13 protein-coding genes are annotated in these 14,265 nt (G+C 73.5%); 5 read left to right on the top strand and 8 right to left on the bottom strand.

The features are described 5' to 3' along the window. Nucleotides 1-34 precede the first annotated feature (34 nt). Complete coding sequence (locus tag J7I94_RS02600; RefSeq protein WP_215164876.1) at nucleotides 35-871, bottom strand: LLM class flavin-dependent oxidoreductase; 837 nt, start codon at nucleotides 869-871, stop codon at nucleotides 35-37. A 26-nt stretch (nucleotides 872-897) separates the two neighbouring features. Then, on the bottom strand, nucleotides 898-1,824 hold the full coding sequence (locus tag J7I94_RS02595; RefSeq protein ID WP_215164810.1) for a chlorophyllase: 927 nt from the start codon (nucleotides 1,822-1,824) through the stop codon (nucleotides 898-900). 160 nt (nucleotides 1,825-1,984) lie between these two features. Between J7I94_RS02595 and J7I94_RS02590 the strand changes: the two genes are divergently transcribed. Together J7I94_RS02590 and J7I94_RS02585 are read left to right on the top strand one after the other, a co-directional pair. Continuing rightward, complete coding sequence (locus tag J7I94_RS02590) at nucleotides 1,985-2,575, top strand: TetR/AcrR family transcriptional regulator (protein WP_215164809.1); 591 nt, start codon at nucleotides 1,985-1,987, stop codon at nucleotides 2,573-2,575. Nucleotides 2,576-2,721: 146 nt separating this feature from the next. Continuing rightward, nucleotides 2,722-2,973, top strand: coding sequence for a hypothetical protein (locus tag J7I94_RS02585; protein WP_215164808.1), 252 nt, complete (start codon nucleotides 2,722-2,724; stop codon nucleotides 2,971-2,973). 82 nt (nucleotides 2,974-3,055) lie between these two features. On the opposite strand, the gene J7I94_RS02580 is transcribed toward J7I94_RS02585, so the two are convergent. From J7I94_RS02580 to J7I94_RS02570, 3 genes are all read right to left on the bottom strand, one after another. Beyond that, the gene (locus J7I94_RS02580) at nucleotides 3,056-4,939 is read right to left on the bottom strand and encodes a rhamnogalacturonan lyase (protein WP_215164807.1); all 1,884 of its coding nucleotides are present in this window, start codon (nucleotides 4,937-4,939) and stop codon (nucleotides 3,056-3,058) included. A gap of 372 nt (nucleotides 4,940-5,311) precedes the next feature. After that, nucleotides 5,312-6,052, bottom strand: coding sequence for a class I SAM-dependent methyltransferase (locus J7I94_RS02575; RefSeq protein ID WP_215164806.1), 741 nt, complete (start codon nucleotides 6,050-6,052; stop codon nucleotides 5,312-5,314). Between the two features lie 5 nt (nucleotides 6,053-6,057). Beyond that, a complete protein-coding gene (locus J7I94_RS02570) occupies nucleotides 6,058-6,363 on the bottom strand; it encodes a 4a-hydroxytetrahydrobiopterin dehydratase (protein ID WP_215164805.1) in 306 nt (101 codons plus the stop codon). Nucleotides 6,364-6,501: 138 nt separating this feature from the next. Here J7I94_RS02570 and J7I94_RS02565 point away from each other — a divergent pair, with 138 nt between their 5' ends. The 3 genes from J7I94_RS02565 to J7I94_RS02555 all read left to right on the top strand — a co-directional run bounded on the left by J7I94_RS02565 (nucleotide 6,502) and on the right by J7I94_RS02555 (nucleotide 8,862). After that, nucleotides 6,502-7,368: a helix-turn-helix transcriptional regulator gene (locus J7I94_RS02565; protein ID WP_215164804.1), complete on the top strand. Its 867-nt coding sequence runs from the start codon at nucleotides 6,502-6,504 to the stop codon at nucleotides 7,366-7,368. A 65-nt stretch (nucleotides 7,369-7,433) separates the two neighbouring features. Continuing rightward, the gene (locus tag J7I94_RS02560; protein WP_215164803.1) at nucleotides 7,434-8,246 is read left to right on the top strand and encodes an SAM-dependent methyltransferase; all 813 of its coding nucleotides are present in this window, start codon (nucleotides 7,434-7,436) and stop codon (nucleotides 8,244-8,246) included. A 121-nt stretch (nucleotides 8,247-8,367) separates the two neighbouring features. After that, complete coding sequence (locus J7I94_RS02555) at nucleotides 8,368-8,862, top strand: nitrate reductase molybdenum cofactor assembly chaperone (RefSeq protein ID WP_215164802.1); 495 nt, start codon at nucleotides 8,368-8,370, stop codon at nucleotides 8,860-8,862. Nucleotides 8,863-8,956: 94 nt separating this feature from the next. On the opposite strand, the gene J7I94_RS02550 is transcribed toward J7I94_RS02555, so the two are convergent. The 3 genes from J7I94_RS02550 to J7I94_RS38090 all read right to left on the bottom strand — a co-directional run bounded on the left by J7I94_RS02550 (nucleotide 8,957) and on the right by J7I94_RS38090 (nucleotide 13,714). Next, complete coding sequence (locus J7I94_RS02550; protein ID WP_215164801.1) at nucleotides 8,957-10,792, bottom strand: gamma-glutamyltransferase family protein; 1,836 nt, start codon at nucleotides 10,790-10,792, stop codon at nucleotides 8,957-8,959. A gap of 499 nt (nucleotides 10,793-11,291) precedes the next feature. After that, entirely contained in the window at nucleotides 11,292-13,130 is a 1,839-nt protein-coding gene (locus J7I94_RS02545; protein WP_251074555.1) for a glycoside hydrolase family 3 protein, read from the bottom strand. Then, entirely contained in the window at nucleotides 13,130-13,714 is a 585-nt protein-coding gene (locus J7I94_RS38090; RefSeq protein ID WP_251074554.1) for a glycoside hydrolase family 3 N-terminal domain-containing protein, read from the bottom strand. Before J7I94_RS38090 ends, J7I94_RS02545 begins: the two co-directional genes overlap by 1 nt. Nucleotides 13,715-14,265 lie beyond the last annotated feature (551 nt).

The following is a 14,265-nucleotide window of genomic DNA, read 5'->3' as shown; positions in this document are numbered from 1 at the left end:
CTCTCCGGCGGGAGCACGCCCCGCTCCCGGTCGCTCACCGCACGACGACCTCCTCGGCGAGCCACCGGGCGACGCCCTCGGGGTAGGGCGCCGGCAACGTCAGGACGAGGTGCCGGAAACCGGCCTCGGTCGCCCGGCCGATCGCCTCCCGGGTGGGCGCGGGGTCGTCGTAGGAGACCGGCAGGACGAGGGAGCGCGTGATCGTCGCCGGGTCGCGGCCCAGGCCGGCGCAGTGGCGGTCCAGGATCGCGCCGCGCGCCACGGCGTCCTCGACGTCGTCGCCTGGGTAGTTCCAGATGTCGGCGTGTTCGGCGGCCACCCGCAGGGTCGCCGAGGCGCGTCCGCCGACGAGCACCGGCGGGTGCGGGCGCTGCACGGGCTTGGGGTTGCCGTACGCGCCGCTGAGCTTGACGTGGGCGCCGTCGAAGTCGAACGGTTCCGGCTCGGTCCACAGCCGCCGGATCACCGTGCACGCCTCGGCGAGGGCGCGCACGGCGTGCGCCCCGTCGTGGTAGGGCAGGCCGTGCGCCTCGTACTCGCGCCGGGCCATCGGGACGTCGGGCCGGGAGCCGGCGCCGATGCCGAAGTCCAGGCGGCCGTCCGAGACGACGTCGACGGTCGCGGCGATCTTGGCGAGGACAGCGGGCGGACGGAACCGGTTGCTGGTGACCATCACACCGAGGCGCAGTCTGCTGGTCTGCGCGGCGAGCGCGGAGAGCAGGGTCCAGCCCTCGTAGGTGACGCCCTTCGGGTCGCCGTAGATCGGCAACAGGTGGTCGAAGAGCCAGGCGTGCTCGATCCCGGGCACGGTGTCGGCCTCGCGCCAGACCCGCAGAACGTCGGCGTAGTCGACCTGCGAGGGGGCGGTCATGATGCCGAAGCTGGGGGCGGCCACGGCTACTTGCTCTCCAGGCGGCCCAGGTGCTGCCCGCCGGCCGCCAGTTCGGCGCTCGCCTCGCGCCACGCCGGGTCGTCGGGGTCGAGGGCGCTGCGCAGGTAGGCAGTGGTGAGGCGCTGGAGCAGGGCGACCCGCTCGGGGCTCTCGTCGGTGGTCTCGGTGTGCTCGTGCGCGGCTATGCCGCCCAGCGAGTGCTCGGCGCCGAACAGGGTCAGCAGGGTCTTGTCCTTCGGGCTCAGCGCGTAGGCGTCGGTGAACCAGTCCGGGCCCCGCACGGAGAGCGCGGAGTCGTCGTGGTCGCCGGCGACCAGGAGGGCCGGGGCGGTCATGTCGTCGAAGGAGGGGTTCATGAAGGAGAAGTTCTCGGCCGCGAACGGGGACAGGTCGGCGCCGCCGCGCCCGGGCAGGGCGAACAGGAGGCCCGCCGTGACCCGTGGGTCGGACAGGTCCTCGCCGGGGACGCCGTCGGCGTCGAGGACCCGGGCCCCCAGCAGCATGCTCGCCGACTGGGCGCCCCAGGAGTGTCCGGCCACGGCGACCCGGCCGCGGTCGACCCGCCCGGCGAGGCCCGGGACGGCGGCCTCCAGGTCGGGGAGGTGGTCGACGACCCGCGTGAGGTCCTCGACGCGGGTGCGCCAGATCAGCGGGGTGCGGGGGTCGTCGGCGGGCAGGGCGAGGCGGCGGGAGTCGAGGTGGGTGGGGCGCAGGACGACGAAGCCGTGCGCGGCCCAGTGGTCGGCCAGCGGGGCGTAGCTGTCCATCGAGCCGCCGTAGCCGTGCGAGAGGACCACGACCGGCAGGTCACGGCCGGTGACGGGGGCGGAGACCTGGACCTGGAGGTCGTCGCCGCGGCCGGGGGCGGGGAGCACGACGGGCTTCACGGAGACGACCGGGGAGGGGGCGGTGGTCGGCTGGTACGCGGACATGGAGGTGCCTTTCGTGCACGCGAGGGGAGCGGATGCGGAGGCGCGGCTTGGTGGCCGAGGCGTCCGTCCGGCATGATGGAACAAGCGGAACCTTGTTCCGTTACGACGACGATACGGAACACTGTTCCGCTTTGCAAGAGGCGGTGGAGGGAGCGACGCGGTGAACGACGGCGAGCAGGGCGCGGAGCGCGCGGCCCGGCCCAGGCGGGCGGACGCCCGGCGCAATCAGCGGACGCTGCTGGACGCGGCCGCCGCGGTCTTCGTCAGGTCGGGCGTGGACGCGCCGGTCCGGGACATCGCGGCCGAGGCCGGCGTCGGCACGGGCACGGTCTACCGGCACTTCCCGACCCGCGCCGACCTGGTCGTCGCCGTGTACCGGCACCAGATCGAGGCGTGTGCCGAGGCCGGCCCTGCCCTGCTGGAGAGCTGCCCGACGCCGTACGAGGCCCTGGGGCGGTGGGTGGACCTGTTCGCCGACTTCCTGGTCACCAAGCACGGCCTCGCCGCCGTGCTGAACTCCGACGACCCCGCGTTCCAGGCGCTGCACGCCTCCTTCCTCGACCGCCTCGCCCCCGTGTGCGCCCGGCTGCTGGCGGCGGCCGAGGAGGCGGGCGAGATCGCGCCCGGCCTTGAGGCGTACACGCTGATGCGCGGCGTGGGGAACCTCTGCGTCGGCGCGGAGAGCGACGACCGCTACGACGCGCGCCGGATGGTCCGGCTGCTCGTCGCGGGGCTGCGGCAGCCCCACTGACCGCGCCGGCCCCACCGGTTCCGCCCTCGCGCACACCCGGAACGCGCGGGCTCTCGCACGCCTCCCCCGCGCTCTTGTGGGCCGCCTCCGCGGCACTCGACCGTGGTGGGTACACGCGGCGGGTTCGGGTCGGCGAAGGGAGCCGTATGCGGCAGCGGTGGGACAGCGCGCTGGGCGAGGTACTGGTGACGCTGGCCGTGCTGACGGAGAGAGCGACGGCGGGGCGGCGGGCGGTCGTGCGGTGGAGACGGCTCCGGGACGACGCGCTGCGCGCCGCCCACGGCCGGGGAGTGAGCGTGGACGTGCTCGCCGCCCGCCTGGGACTGTCCCGGAAATGGATCCACACGGTGGTCACGCGACCGGCGAACGGTCAGGACAGCGCGGAGGTCACCTCGTAGCGGCGCCTGGGACGACTGTCCATGGGTGGTGCACCGGCCACCGGTCCCCGGGGCGGGAGGACCGGCGGCCGGGGAGCGGCGGCTACGGCGTGTACACCGTCGGCCGCGGCGCGGTCGCCATCCCGTTGCCGAGGAAGAAGCTCGGGTGCGGGGGCTGGTTGTAACCGCTATTTTGCCAGGCCAGACCCGTGCGGTACATCGTGTCGTGCAGCAGGGTCGTGATCTTCGTGCTGGTCTCCACGGGCGTCGAGTAGATCCTCAGCGCCGTGTTGGAGCTGGTGCGCCAGACGACCTCCTCGCGCCAGTCGCCGAGGATGTCGCCGGAGAGCACCGGGGTCGCCTTGGTGCCGTTGTTGGAGGCGACGCCGGAGCCGGTGAGCAGGCGGGTGTCGGAGGAGGTGCCGTACTTGTCGATGTGGGTGCCGTCCAGGAGTTCGCGGACGGTGTCGCCGTCCCACCAGGACAGGAAGTTGGCCGAGGACGGCTCGCGGCCCTTGGTCGCGCCCGCCTCGTCGCGGATGTAGGTGTCGGAGGCGGACCAGACCTCGGCCCCGTCGTTGCCCGCGTAGACGTCACCGGCCACGCCCCGGCCGTTGTCGCAGCAGGCGTCGAGCTTCCAGCGGACCGCGCCGCTCGCCGGGTCGAGGTAGACCTCGGCGGGCTGGGAGGTGGACTCGGAGACCTTGAAGTACTCCAGGCCCGACGTGGACGGGTCGAGGTCGGCCAGGTGCTGGGCGTCGCCGTGCCCGGTCTTCGCGGTCCACAGGCCGTTGCCGTTGTCGTCCACCGCCATCGAGCCGTAGACGACCTCGTCCTTGCCGTCGTTGTCGACGTCCCCGACGGAGAGGCTGTGCGAGCCCTGGCCGTCGTAGCCCTTGCCGCTGTTGGTGGAGGAGCTGGTGTCGAAGGTCCAGCGGCGGGTGAAGGCGCCGTTCCGCCAGTCCCAGGCGGCGATCACGCTGCGGGTGTAGTAGCCGCGGGCCATGATGAGGGAGGGGCGGGCGCCGTCCAGGTAGGCCGTGCCGGCCAGGAAGCGGTCGACGCGGTTGCCGTAGGAGTCGCCCCAGGAGGAGACGGTGCCGCGGGCCGGGACGTAGTCGACGGTGCCCATCGCCTTGCCGGTCTGGCCGTTGAACATGGTCAGGTACTCGGGGCCGGACAGGATGTAGCCGGAGGAGTTGCGGTAGTCGGCCGAGGAGCTGCCGATCACCGCGCCGGTGCCGTCGGTCGTGCCGTCGGCGGTCTTCATCGCGACCTCGGCCTTGCCGTCGCCGTCGTAGTCGTACACCTGGAACTGGGTGTAGTGGGCGCCGGAACGGATGTTCTTGCCGAGGTCGATCCGCCACAGGCGGGTGCCGTCGAGCTTGATGCCGTCGACGACCGTGTTGCCGGTGTAGCCGGACTGGGAGTTGTCCTTGGCGTTGGTGGGCTGCCACTTCAGGACGATGTCCAGGGCGCCGTCGCCGTCGAGGTCGCCGACGGAGGCGTCGTTGGCCTCGTAGGTGTAGGCGACGCCGTCGGGGGTGGTGCCGCCGGCGGGCGGGCTGATGGGGACGTCCTTGTAACCGGCGCGGAATTGGACGGCGTTGACCGAGTCGGCCTGTTCGACGCCGTTCACGATCGCGCGGACGGTGTAGTCGGCCTGTTCCGGGGCGCCGGAGTGGAAGTAGTTCGTCGAGCCGGTGACCGGGCTGGAGTTGACCTTCGTACCGGCCCGGTAGACGTTGAAGGACACGTCGTTCGGGTCGGTGCCCAGCCAGCGCCAGCTGACCAGGTTGCCGGCCGAGGTGTGGACGCTGACGACGCCCCGGTCCAGCGCCTCGACCTGCCGGGCGGTCGCGGCGTCGGCGGTGTCGGCGGTGAGCGCGGTCAGCCCGGCGCCGGCCAGGGCCAGGGCCGCGGCGAGGGCGGGGACGAGGACGCGGGCGCGGACGCGGTGTCTGCCGCGCCGGTGCGGGTGCTTCATGGGGACTGCCTCCTGAGGGGGCCGGGAGGGGGTGCTCCCGGTGTTTTCCCCTCAGTCGCCGCCGGTGGCACGGAAGTTGCCGGGTCGTTTCCGGGGGCGGGGCGGGCTCCGCGCGGGAAGTGACCGGCCGCGGTCTCCACCGGCCCGCCGAGCGGCCCGGCGGCGACGGTGCCGCCGTCGACGACCGGGGTGCGCCGGCTGACGGGCGAGGCGGCCGGGTTCCTCGCGCGGAGCGACGAGGACGGAGCGCTGCCGGCCAGAGGCGCGGCGCGCCCGGGCCGCTCGGCGGGGGCGCGGGGCGCGAAGATGGCGTGCCCACCGCGGAAGGTGGCCGTAGAGCCGGCAGGCGTCCGCTTCGCCGTGTCCTGCCGGTCAGGGCTTCTCGAACGCCAGGAGTGTGAACACCGGGTCGGGCCGGGGCCGGTCCTGGTCGGGCAGGGCGGCGAGGCGGTCGGCGAAACGGTCGGCGAGCGGGCCCTCCGGCGGGAGCGTCATGAACCAGCCGCGCCGCAGGTCCGCGATGGTGCGGCGAGGGCTGCGGCCCTGGCCCAGGCCGGTGAACCGGGCCCGCCCCGCCGGGAACAGCCCGTGCTCGCGGGCGTACGCCTCGACGGTCCCGGCGGCGTCCCGGACGGGGCTGGGCGGACGGGCGGCGAGGACGGCGTCGATGTCGCTGCCCACGTTGTGCGAGGGGCCCTTGTCGACCGTGGTCACGTACACCCCGCCGGGCCGCAGCACCCGGGCGCACTCCCCGACGACGGTCCGCGCGTCGTCGTCCGTGCCGGCCAGGTGGAGCAGCCATACGCTGCTCACCGCGTCGAACGCCCGGCCGGTGAACGGCAGTCGGCGGCCGTCGGCGCGCACCACCGCGCCGGGCAGCCGGGCCGCGGCCCGCCGGACCATGGCGGGGGCGAGGTCGACGCCGGTCACCCGCAGCCCCGCGCGGGCCGCCGCGAGGCGCCGGGTGACGATCCCGGTGCCGCAGGCCGCGTCGAGCAGACGGCGCGCACCGGCCGGGACGAGACTCAGTACGGCCTCGGCAGCGGCGGCGGCCCGGGGCTCACCGCCGCGCGCGGCGTCGTACCGCTCCGCTTCCTTGTCGTAGTCCAGCACACAGGTCAGTGTGCCCCGTGGCCCCCGGCCAGATCCTCGACCCGGCGGGCCAGCTCGAAGTCCTTCTCCGTCACCGCGCCGCCCGCGCTGTGCGTGTGCACGCTGAGCGACACCGTGTTGTAGCCCAGGGTCAGGTCGGAGTGGTGGTCGAGTTCCTCCTGGACCTGGGCGATGTGCACGACCATCGCGGTGGCCGCGGTGTGCGAGGCGAGCCGGTAGGAGCGGGTGAGGCGGTCGCCGTCGAGCGACCACCCCGGCAGTGAGGCCAGCCGGTCCTCGATGTCCTGGTGCGACAGCGGCTCGACGGGCATGGGCCGCGCTCCTTCCTGGGTGCCGGACGGGTCTCCCGCCCAGCCTGCCACAGCCCCCGCCGCCGGACCTCCCTTGTGGAGCGGGCAGGGTGACGTGAAAGACTGGTGAAGTACTTCGGCGCGTTGGAGGGGCGTGGCGTGAGTGACCGTAGGCCCGCACCCACCGTGGGTCAGGTGGTGCTGGGGAAGCGGCTCCAGGAGCTGCGCGAGAGATCCGGACTGAGCCGCGAGGCCGCCGCGAAGGTGCTGCGGGTGGCCCCGGCCACCGTACGGCGGATGGAGACGGCCGAGGTCGCGCTGAAGATCCCGTACGTCCAGATCCTGCTGACCGCCTACGGAGTGCCCGACGGCGAGGTGTCGTCCTTCGTCGACCTCGCCGAGGAGGCGAACCGGCCCGGCTGGTGGCAGCGGTACCACGACGTGCTGCCCGAGTGGTTCAGCCTGTACGTGAGCCTGGAGGGCGCCGCCCGCATCATCCGGTCCTACGAGCCGCACTTCGTGCCGGGGCTGCTCCAGACCGAGGAGTACGCGCGGGCCGTGCTGGAGACCGGGACCATCGGCAACAGCTCCGACGAGGGCGCCGTCGAGCGGCACGTGGCGCTGCGCATGGAGCGGCAGGCGCTGCTGGAGCGCGAGCAGCCGCCGCACCTGTGGGTGGTCATGGACGAGACGGTGCTGCGCCGCCCGGTGAGCGCCGACGGCCGGGTCATGCGCGAACAGCTCGACAAGCTGCTGGACTTCGCCGGCCGGGAGCGGGTGACCCTCCAGGTCGCCGAGTTCTCCACCGGCCCGCACCCGGGGACGTACGCGCCGTTCACGCTGTTCCGGTTCGCGGAACCGGAGCTGCCCGACATGGTGTTCACCGAGTACCTGACCGGCGCCCTGTACCTGGACTCCCGGGACGAGGTCTCCACGCACCTGGAGGTGCTGGACCACATGACGGCGCTGGCCGCCTCCGCCCAGCGCACCCAGAAGATCCTGCGCGAGTACCGCGAGCGCTGCTGACCGGTCCGCCGCCCCGCACGCGGAAGCCCCGCACCCACCGTCGCATTACGAGGAGACCGCCGCGCATGACCCGACCCGACGCCGTGCCCGCCATCGACACCAGCCGGCCGCACCCCGCCCGTGTCTACGACTGGTGGCTGGGCGGCAAGGACAACTACCCGGTGGACGAGGAACTGGCCCGCAAGATCCTCGCCGCCGACGAGACGGCGGTGCGCGGCGCCCGCGCCAACCGCCGGTTCATGCACCGCGCGGTCCGTACCGCCGCCCAGGCCGGCATCCGGCAGTTCCTCGACATCGGCACCGGCATCCCGACCCAGCCCAACCTGCACCAGGTGGCGCAGGACGTCGCACCCGAGTGCCGGGTGGTGTACGCGGACAACGACCCGATCGTGCTGCGGCACGCCGAGGCGCTGCTGCACGGCTCCGCCGAGGGTTCCACCGACTACGTGCACGCCGACGTCCGCGACCCGGAGACGGTCCTGGGGGCGGCGGGCGAGTCCCTGGACCTCGGCCGGCCGGTCGCCCTGTCACTGGTGGCCCTGACCCACTACCTCGGTGACGCGGCCGACGGCGACGACGCGCACGGCCTGCTGAAGCGGTACGTCGACGCCCTCGCCCCGGGCAGCTTCCTGATCCTGTCGCAGGTCACCGCGGACCTGAACCCGGAGGCCGTCGGCAAGGCCGCCGCCCTGTTCGCCCGCGGCGGCACACCGTTCTACCCGCGTCCGCTGGCCGAGTTCGCGCGGTTCTTCGAGGGGCTGGAGCTGCTGGGTCCCGGCGTGATCCCGGTGACCGGGTGGCGCCCGGAGCCGGAGGACGTGGCGGTGCAGGCGGAGGGCATCGTGCCGGTGTACGCGGGGGTGGCCCGCAAGCCCTGACGCCGTCGAGGGCGTCTCCCGGGGACGCCCTCGCGGGGGGGGACCCGTACGGGCGCCGTGAACGGGTGCGCTCCCCCGCCCGGCCCTAGGTTCGTGAACCGGGGCCGGCGAGGGAGGTTCGATGCCCGGTTTCGCAGTGCTGTACCAGGCGGCGGCGCTCTGTCTGACATACCCGGACGACGGCCTCCGGGACCGGCTGCCGCTGCTGCGCGAAGCCGCGCCGCAACTGCGGGGGTTCGCCGACCACGCGGCGGTGACGACCCCGCCGGACCTCCAGGCCCACTACGCCGAGGTCTTCGGCTCCGGCACCCCGCGCCTCCTCCATCTCGGCTGGTGGGGCGAGGGCGACACCCGGCGGCGCGCGGTGTCCCCGGCCCGCTTCGAGGAGCGGTACCGCGCCCACGGGCTGGAGTGCGCCGACGGGCAACGGCCCGACTTCCTGCCCGCCGTGCTGGAGCTGGCCTCCCGCACCGGCGACACCGGGCTGCTCGTCGAGCACCACGACGCCCTGGAGCGGCTCCGCTCCCGGCTCACCGCCCTCGGCACGCCGTACGCGTGCGTCCTGGACGCGGTGTGCGCGACCCTGCCGCCCGGGACCGCCGGCGCGCGGCGGTGACCTCCGCGCTCGGGGCCGCGCCGCACACTCCGGACGGCGACGACAGCGACAGCGACAGCGACGACGGCAACGGGACGCGGGCGTCGTCGCCCCGCTACCTCCCGACGGCGTACCCCTGCATCATGCGCGGGTTCGCCGCCGCCGACAGCACCCCCGTCTCCGGGTCGCGGGCGACCGCGCACAGCCGCCCCTCCGACCAGGGGCCGGAGACCGTGACGCGGTGCCCGCGGCGGCGCAGGCCGGCGATCACGTCGTCGCCGAAGCGGGATTCCAGGACGACCGAGCCCGGGTCCATGAGACGCGGGTAGAACGACGACGGGAAGCTCTCGGTGTGCCAGTTCGGGGCGTCTATCGCGCCCTGCAGGTCGTAGCCGCCGCGGAACTTCTCGCGCAGGGCCACGGCGAGCAGGAAGTGCAGGCTCCACTGGTCCTGCTGGTCGCCGCCGGGTGTGCCGAAGGCGAGCACCGGCACCCCGTCGCGCAGGGCGAGGGAGGGGGTGAGGGTGGTGCGGGGGCGGCGGCCGGGGGTCAGGGAGTTCGGCAGGCCGGGCTCCAGCCAGGTCATCTGGAGCCGGGTGCCCAGCGGGAAGCCGAGGGCGGGCACGACGGGGTTGGACTGGAGCCAGCCCCCGCTGGGCGTGGCCGAGACCATGTTGCCCCAGCGGTCGACGACGTCGACGTGGCAGGTGTCGCCGCGGGTGGCGCCGTCCCGGGCGACGGTCGGCTCCCCCGCGCCGGGCGTCACGGCCACGCTCGGGTCCGCGTCCGGGGAGGCGGCCGCCGGCAGCCGGGGCGTACGCCCGTCGGGACTGCCGGGCCGCAGCTCGTACGAGGCCTGCCGGGCGTCGATCAGCGCCCGCCGCCCCGCGTTGTACTCCGGCGACAGCAGCGTGCGCAGGGGTACGTCGGCGCCCTCGGCGTCGCCGTACCAGGCCTCGCGGTCGGCCATCGCCAGCTTGGTGCCCTCGACGAGGGTGTGCACGTACGCGGCGCTCCCGTACGCCGCGCCGCTGCCCGGTGTGCCGAAGTCGTCGTCCAGCAGGGCGAGTTGCTGGAGCAGGGCCGGGCCCTGGCTCCAGGGGCCGGCCTTGGCGACGGTCCAGCCGTTCCAAGTGTGGGTGACCGGCTCCTCGTAGTGCGCGGTGTACGCGGCGAGGTCGTCGCCGGTGAGGGTGCCCGCGTGCCGTTCGCCGGAGGTGTCCATGACGGGCCGGGCGGCGAAGTCGGCGAGCGCGTCGGCGATGAAGCCCTCCCGCCAGGTGCGGCGGGCCGCCTCGATCTCGGCCTCCCGGCGCGCGGAGCCGACGGCGCCCGGGGCGACGGCGGCCCGCGCCTCGGTCAGCAGCCGCCGCCACGTCGCCGCCAGCGCCGGGTTCTTCAGCAGGGCGCCCGGTGCCGGGGGCCGGCCACCGGGGAGGTAGACCTCGGCGGAGGTGGTCCACTCCGTCTCGAACAGCTCCCGGACCGTCTCGACCGTCGCCCCGACCCGTTCGACCGCCGGGTGCCCGTGCTCGGCGTACCCGATGGCGTACTTCAGTACGTCCGCGAGGGACTTGGTGCCGTGGTCGCGCAGGAGCAGCAGCCAGGCGTCGAACGCGCCGGGCACGGCGGCGGCCAGCGGGCCGGTGCCGGGGACCAGGTCGAGGCCGAGGGAGGTGTAGTGGGCGATGCTCGCTCCGGCCGGCGCGGGCCCCTGGCCGCACAGCACCCGGGGCGCGGACCCGGCGGGGGCCAGGACGACCGGCACCTCACCCGCCGGGCCGTTCAGGTGCGGTTCCACGACGTGCAGCGTGAACGCCGCGGCGACCGCCGCGTCGAAGGCGTTGCCGTCGTCCTCCAGTACGGCCATGGCGGCGCCGGAGGCCAGCCAGTGGGTGGAGGACACCATGCCGAAGGTTCCGCTCAGGGTGGGGCGAGTCGTGAAGTGCATACCTGACCTCGGGGTGTGTGTACGTCGAAGGGCTGTGGGACAGCGGAGCGGGCCGCTGGGGAGGATCTCGGGGAAACGAGCGCGAAACCATCTCCTCCACGTTGCCCGCCTCGAGCCACCGGGTCAGGCTGCCGGTGTCGGCCACTGCCGCACGCAGGGTAAATGCCCGCCCCCGACCGGCGCCACCCTCCTCACCAGGCCGAACGCGTCCCCCCTTCCGGGATCCGGCCGGCGATCGGATGGCCGGCCCTTGGCTTGCGGAGTGTCCGGGGCCGGTCCCGGCGGTGCCGCCGTTGCGTGTCAAGCGATGAGCCGAGGCCGGATGCCGTTCGGCGACCTCCCTGATCGCGGGGTCGACGGTGAAGGAGGCGTTCGGAGGGAGGGTGGCTGGAGCGATGTGCGAGGTGTCGGGGCGGGATCCCCGGGCGGCGGCTCGTGCGGCGTTCACTCGACGTGGAGAGGTCGCACGAGCCGCCGACGCCGGGGGTGCCGACCGAGGTCAACCGAGTGTGACGGTCCGCTGTGCGGTGACGTCACGGGACGAACGCGCCGTCGCGAAGGTGTAGAGCCCCGGGACGAGCGTCATCGCTCCCGGCTTCCAGACGGTGAGGTCCTGGACCGGGATCGCCAGGCTGAGCCGTTTCGCGCCGGCTGCGGGGAGCGTGACCTTCTGGAACGCGACCAGGCGGCGCGGTTCCGCCGCAGCCGCGGCGGGAAGTGTGGCGTAGACCTGGAGGACCTCGGTGCCTGGACGCTGTCCGGTGTTGGCCACGGTGACCTCGACGGTGACCTGCTCGGTGGTTGCGTCGTACGTCGCTTCCAGGGAGCCGTGGGCGAACGTGGTGTAGGACAGGCCGTGGCCGAAGGGGAAGCGGGGGTCCTGGTTCTCGGCGTCGTAGAAGCGGTAGCCGACGGCGATGCCCTCGTCGTAGGCGACAGTTCCGCTCGTGCCGGGGTAGGTGGCGGGGGTGGTGCCGGGCCCCTGGGTGGCGTCGGTGGGGAAGGTCACCGGGAGGCGGCCGGCCGGGTCGCTGTCGCCGAACAGGACGGCGGCCAGGGCGGTACCCGCGCCGCGGCCCCCGTACCACGTCTGGACCACCGCCTCCACGTCGTCGAGCCAAGGGGTCTCGACGGGCCCGTCGGTGTTGAGTACGACGATCGTGCGCGGGTTGGCGGCGGCCACGGCCTCGATGAGCTGGTCCTGGTCGCCGGGCAGGGCGTACCCCTCGTGGTCCATGCCCTCGCCGGCGACCCGGTTGACGAAGACGACGGCCGCGTCGGCCGCGCGGGCCGCCGTCACCGCGGCGGGGACGAGGGACTCCGGCTGCCAGCCGAAGGTCAGGCCGCAGGTGCCGGTCTCCGCGGCGGCGTTGTTGTAGGTGATCTCCACGGTGACGGCACGTCCGGCGGTCAGTTCGGCGGTCCCCTGGAGCGGATAGTCGTAGGGGCCGAGGAAGAAGCGGGCCATCTGCCGGGTGCCGGAGACGACCGTCTCACCGTCGATCTTCAGCCTGGTCGTCCCCGACGGCAGCAGCGAGAAACGGTGCAGACCGGTGGTGGTCGGGGTCAGCGTGCCGGTCCACTTGGCCGACCAAACCGACGGAAGGCCCTCGACGGGGACGGTGGTGAAGTCGACGGTGGCGTCGGTGCGGGTCGTGACCGGTGTACCGGTGCCGTCGGCGCTGGCGTAGTAGCTCGCCGTCAGCCCGGCCGCGCCGGCAGCTGTGCGCAGCACGGTGGAGGGAACCACGGCGAGGGGGAGGTCGCCCTTGGTTCCCTGGGCGTGCGTGACCTTGACCGAGTCTCCGGCGCGGGCCCGGATCGCGTCGAGCGGGGTGGTCCACGTCCCGGGATCGACGTAGGTGGAGCCGGACACGCCGGTGAAGGTGTCGGAGCCCGCCGGGCCGATGACGGCCAGCGACTTCACGGCGCTGGTGAGGGGCAGTGCCGCCGAGCGGTTGGCCAGGAGCACCGTGGAGGCGACGGCCGCCTCGTGGGCGAGGTCCTTGTGCGCCTGCGTGCTGACATTGGCCGCGGGCGCCGGGACAGGATGGTCGAAGAGGCCGTTCGCGAACATGGTGACGAGGATGCGACGGGCCGCGTCGTCGAGCCGGGCGGCCGGTATCGCGCCGCCAGTGAGGGCACCCGCCGGGATCTGGACGGCGCCGGGGCCGAGTCCGGCGAGGTCCATGCCTGCCCGCGCGGCGGCCACCTGGTCGTCCCCGGCCCAGAAGTCGGGCACGGTGTGGCCCTGGAGGCCCATCGACTGCTTCAAGTCGTCGAACAGGCCCGGGTGCCGCGTCGCGAAGGTGTCGTTGATCTTCGGGTAGGCCATCATCACCGAGGTGGCGGGGGCCGTGCGATCACGCGCCGGAAGGGCGCCTGGTAGTACTCGTGCAGGGCTCGGTCCGAGACCGCGATGTCGATGAAGAAGCGGTCGACTTCCTGGGTGTACGCGGCGAAGTGCTTGACGGTGGCCGCCATGTACTGGGACTGGATGGCCACGGTGAGAGCGGCGCCCAGGCGTCCGGCGAGCACCGGGTCCTCGCCCATGGCCTCGGCCTGACGGCCGAAGTGCCAGGTGCGGGTCAGGTCGATGGTGGGACCGAGGGCGTTGTCGTAGCCCTTGGCCCGGCCCTCGGCGCCGATGGCCTCGCCGATCCGGCCCGCGAGTGCCTCGTCGAAGGTGGCCGCCTGGGCGACGGGGACGGGGAAGGCGGTGACGCCCGTCTCGCCGCGCAGCCCAGCCGAGGCGTCGACCATGGTGAGGGCGGGGATGCCCAGGTGGGCGACGGCGGCGAAGTCGCAGCGTACGAGGGCCTCCTTCTCGGCGGCCGTCATACGGGCGAGCAGTTCGGCGGCCCGGTCCTGCGCGGCGGAATCCGGCGCGGCTACCGCGCGGTCGGTGACCGCGGGGGCCATGCTCGCGGCCAGGGCCGTGAAGGCTGCGGCGGATAGGAACGTTCGTCGGTTCACTGCGGCTCTCCGGACTGACATGGCGGCTGTACGACGCGCCGCCGCGGGTGGGGGGGGAGGTGAGGCCGGCCGAGGGGTCAGGTCACGGCCGGCCCCGGATCGGTGGGCTCTCGGAGCTGCCGGGTGGTCGCGGAACCCAAAAGGGACGCTTTCCGGTTTCTCGCTTCTGGACGAAAGATTCCTCACCGCATCCCACGATGAGATCCCGACGCCACAGCCGTATTCGGCCACGAAGTTCTTCCCAGCAGGCTGGAAACTATGACCTGTTCCGACGTGGGGTCAAGCCTCCTGCACCCCCTGTTCAAAATGCTTCCTGACCAGCGGGTTTCCTCCGCTTGAATTGAATGGCGCACTAAAATTTCAATTGAAACGGACCGCCGGAACGCCCCATATCGACGCCCTGGATGGTCTGCATTCACAAGACAGACAGAAGCCCGACGCATCGGGTGATGCGTCGGGCTGTCGCTCTTTGCGTATTTAGAGGTCATCTCACGTGG

It is taken from the genome of Streptomyces sp. ISL-12, assembly GCF_018614415.1.
Classification (GTDB): Bacteria; Actinomycetota; Actinomycetes; order Streptomycetales; family Streptomycetaceae; genus Streptomyces.
This window is presented reverse-complemented; position numbering and strand designations above follow the sequence as displayed.

Excerpts from the sequence above, each read along its gene's own strand:
- J7I94_RS02555 (WP_215164802.1), top strand. The coding sequence starts at position 8,368 with ATGCCCGGTTTCGCAGTGCTGTACCAGGCGGCGGCGCTCTGTCTGACA.
- J7I94_RS02600 (WP_215164876.1), bottom strand. The coding sequence starts at position 871 with ATGACCGCCCCCTCGCAGGTCGACTACGCCGACGTTCTGCGGGTCTGG.
- J7I94_RS02580 (WP_215164807.1), bottom strand. The coding sequence starts at position 4,939 with ATGAAGCACCCGCACCGGCGCGGCAGACACCGCGTCCGCGCCCGCGTC.
- J7I94_RS02545 (WP_251074555.1), bottom strand. The coding sequence starts at position 13,130 with ATGATGGCCTACCCGAAGATCAACGACACCTTCGCGACGCGGCACCCG.
- J7I94_RS02550 (WP_215164801.1), bottom strand. The coding sequence starts at position 10,792 with ATGCACTTCACGACTCGCCCCACCCTGAGCGGAACCTTCGGCATGGTG.
- J7I94_RS02570 (WP_215164805.1), bottom strand. The coding sequence starts at position 6,363 with ATGCCCGTCGAGCCGCTGTCGCACCAGGACATCGAGGACCGGCTGGCC.
- J7I94_RS02595 (WP_215164810.1), bottom strand. The coding sequence starts at position 1,824 with ATGTCCGCGTACCAGCCGACCACCGCCCCCTCCCCGGTCGTCTCCGTG.
- J7I94_RS38090 (WP_251074554.1), bottom strand. The coding sequence starts at position 13,714 with ATGGCCCCCGCGGTCACCGACCGCGCGGTAGCCGCGCCGGATTCCGCC.
- J7I94_RS02585 (WP_215164808.1), top strand. The coding sequence starts at position 2,722 with ATGCGGCAGCGGTGGGACAGCGCGCTGGGCGAGGTACTGGTGACGCTG.
- J7I94_RS02560 (WP_215164803.1), top strand. The coding sequence starts at position 7,434 with ATGACCCGACCCGACGCCGTGCCCGCCATCGACACCAGCCGGCCGCAC.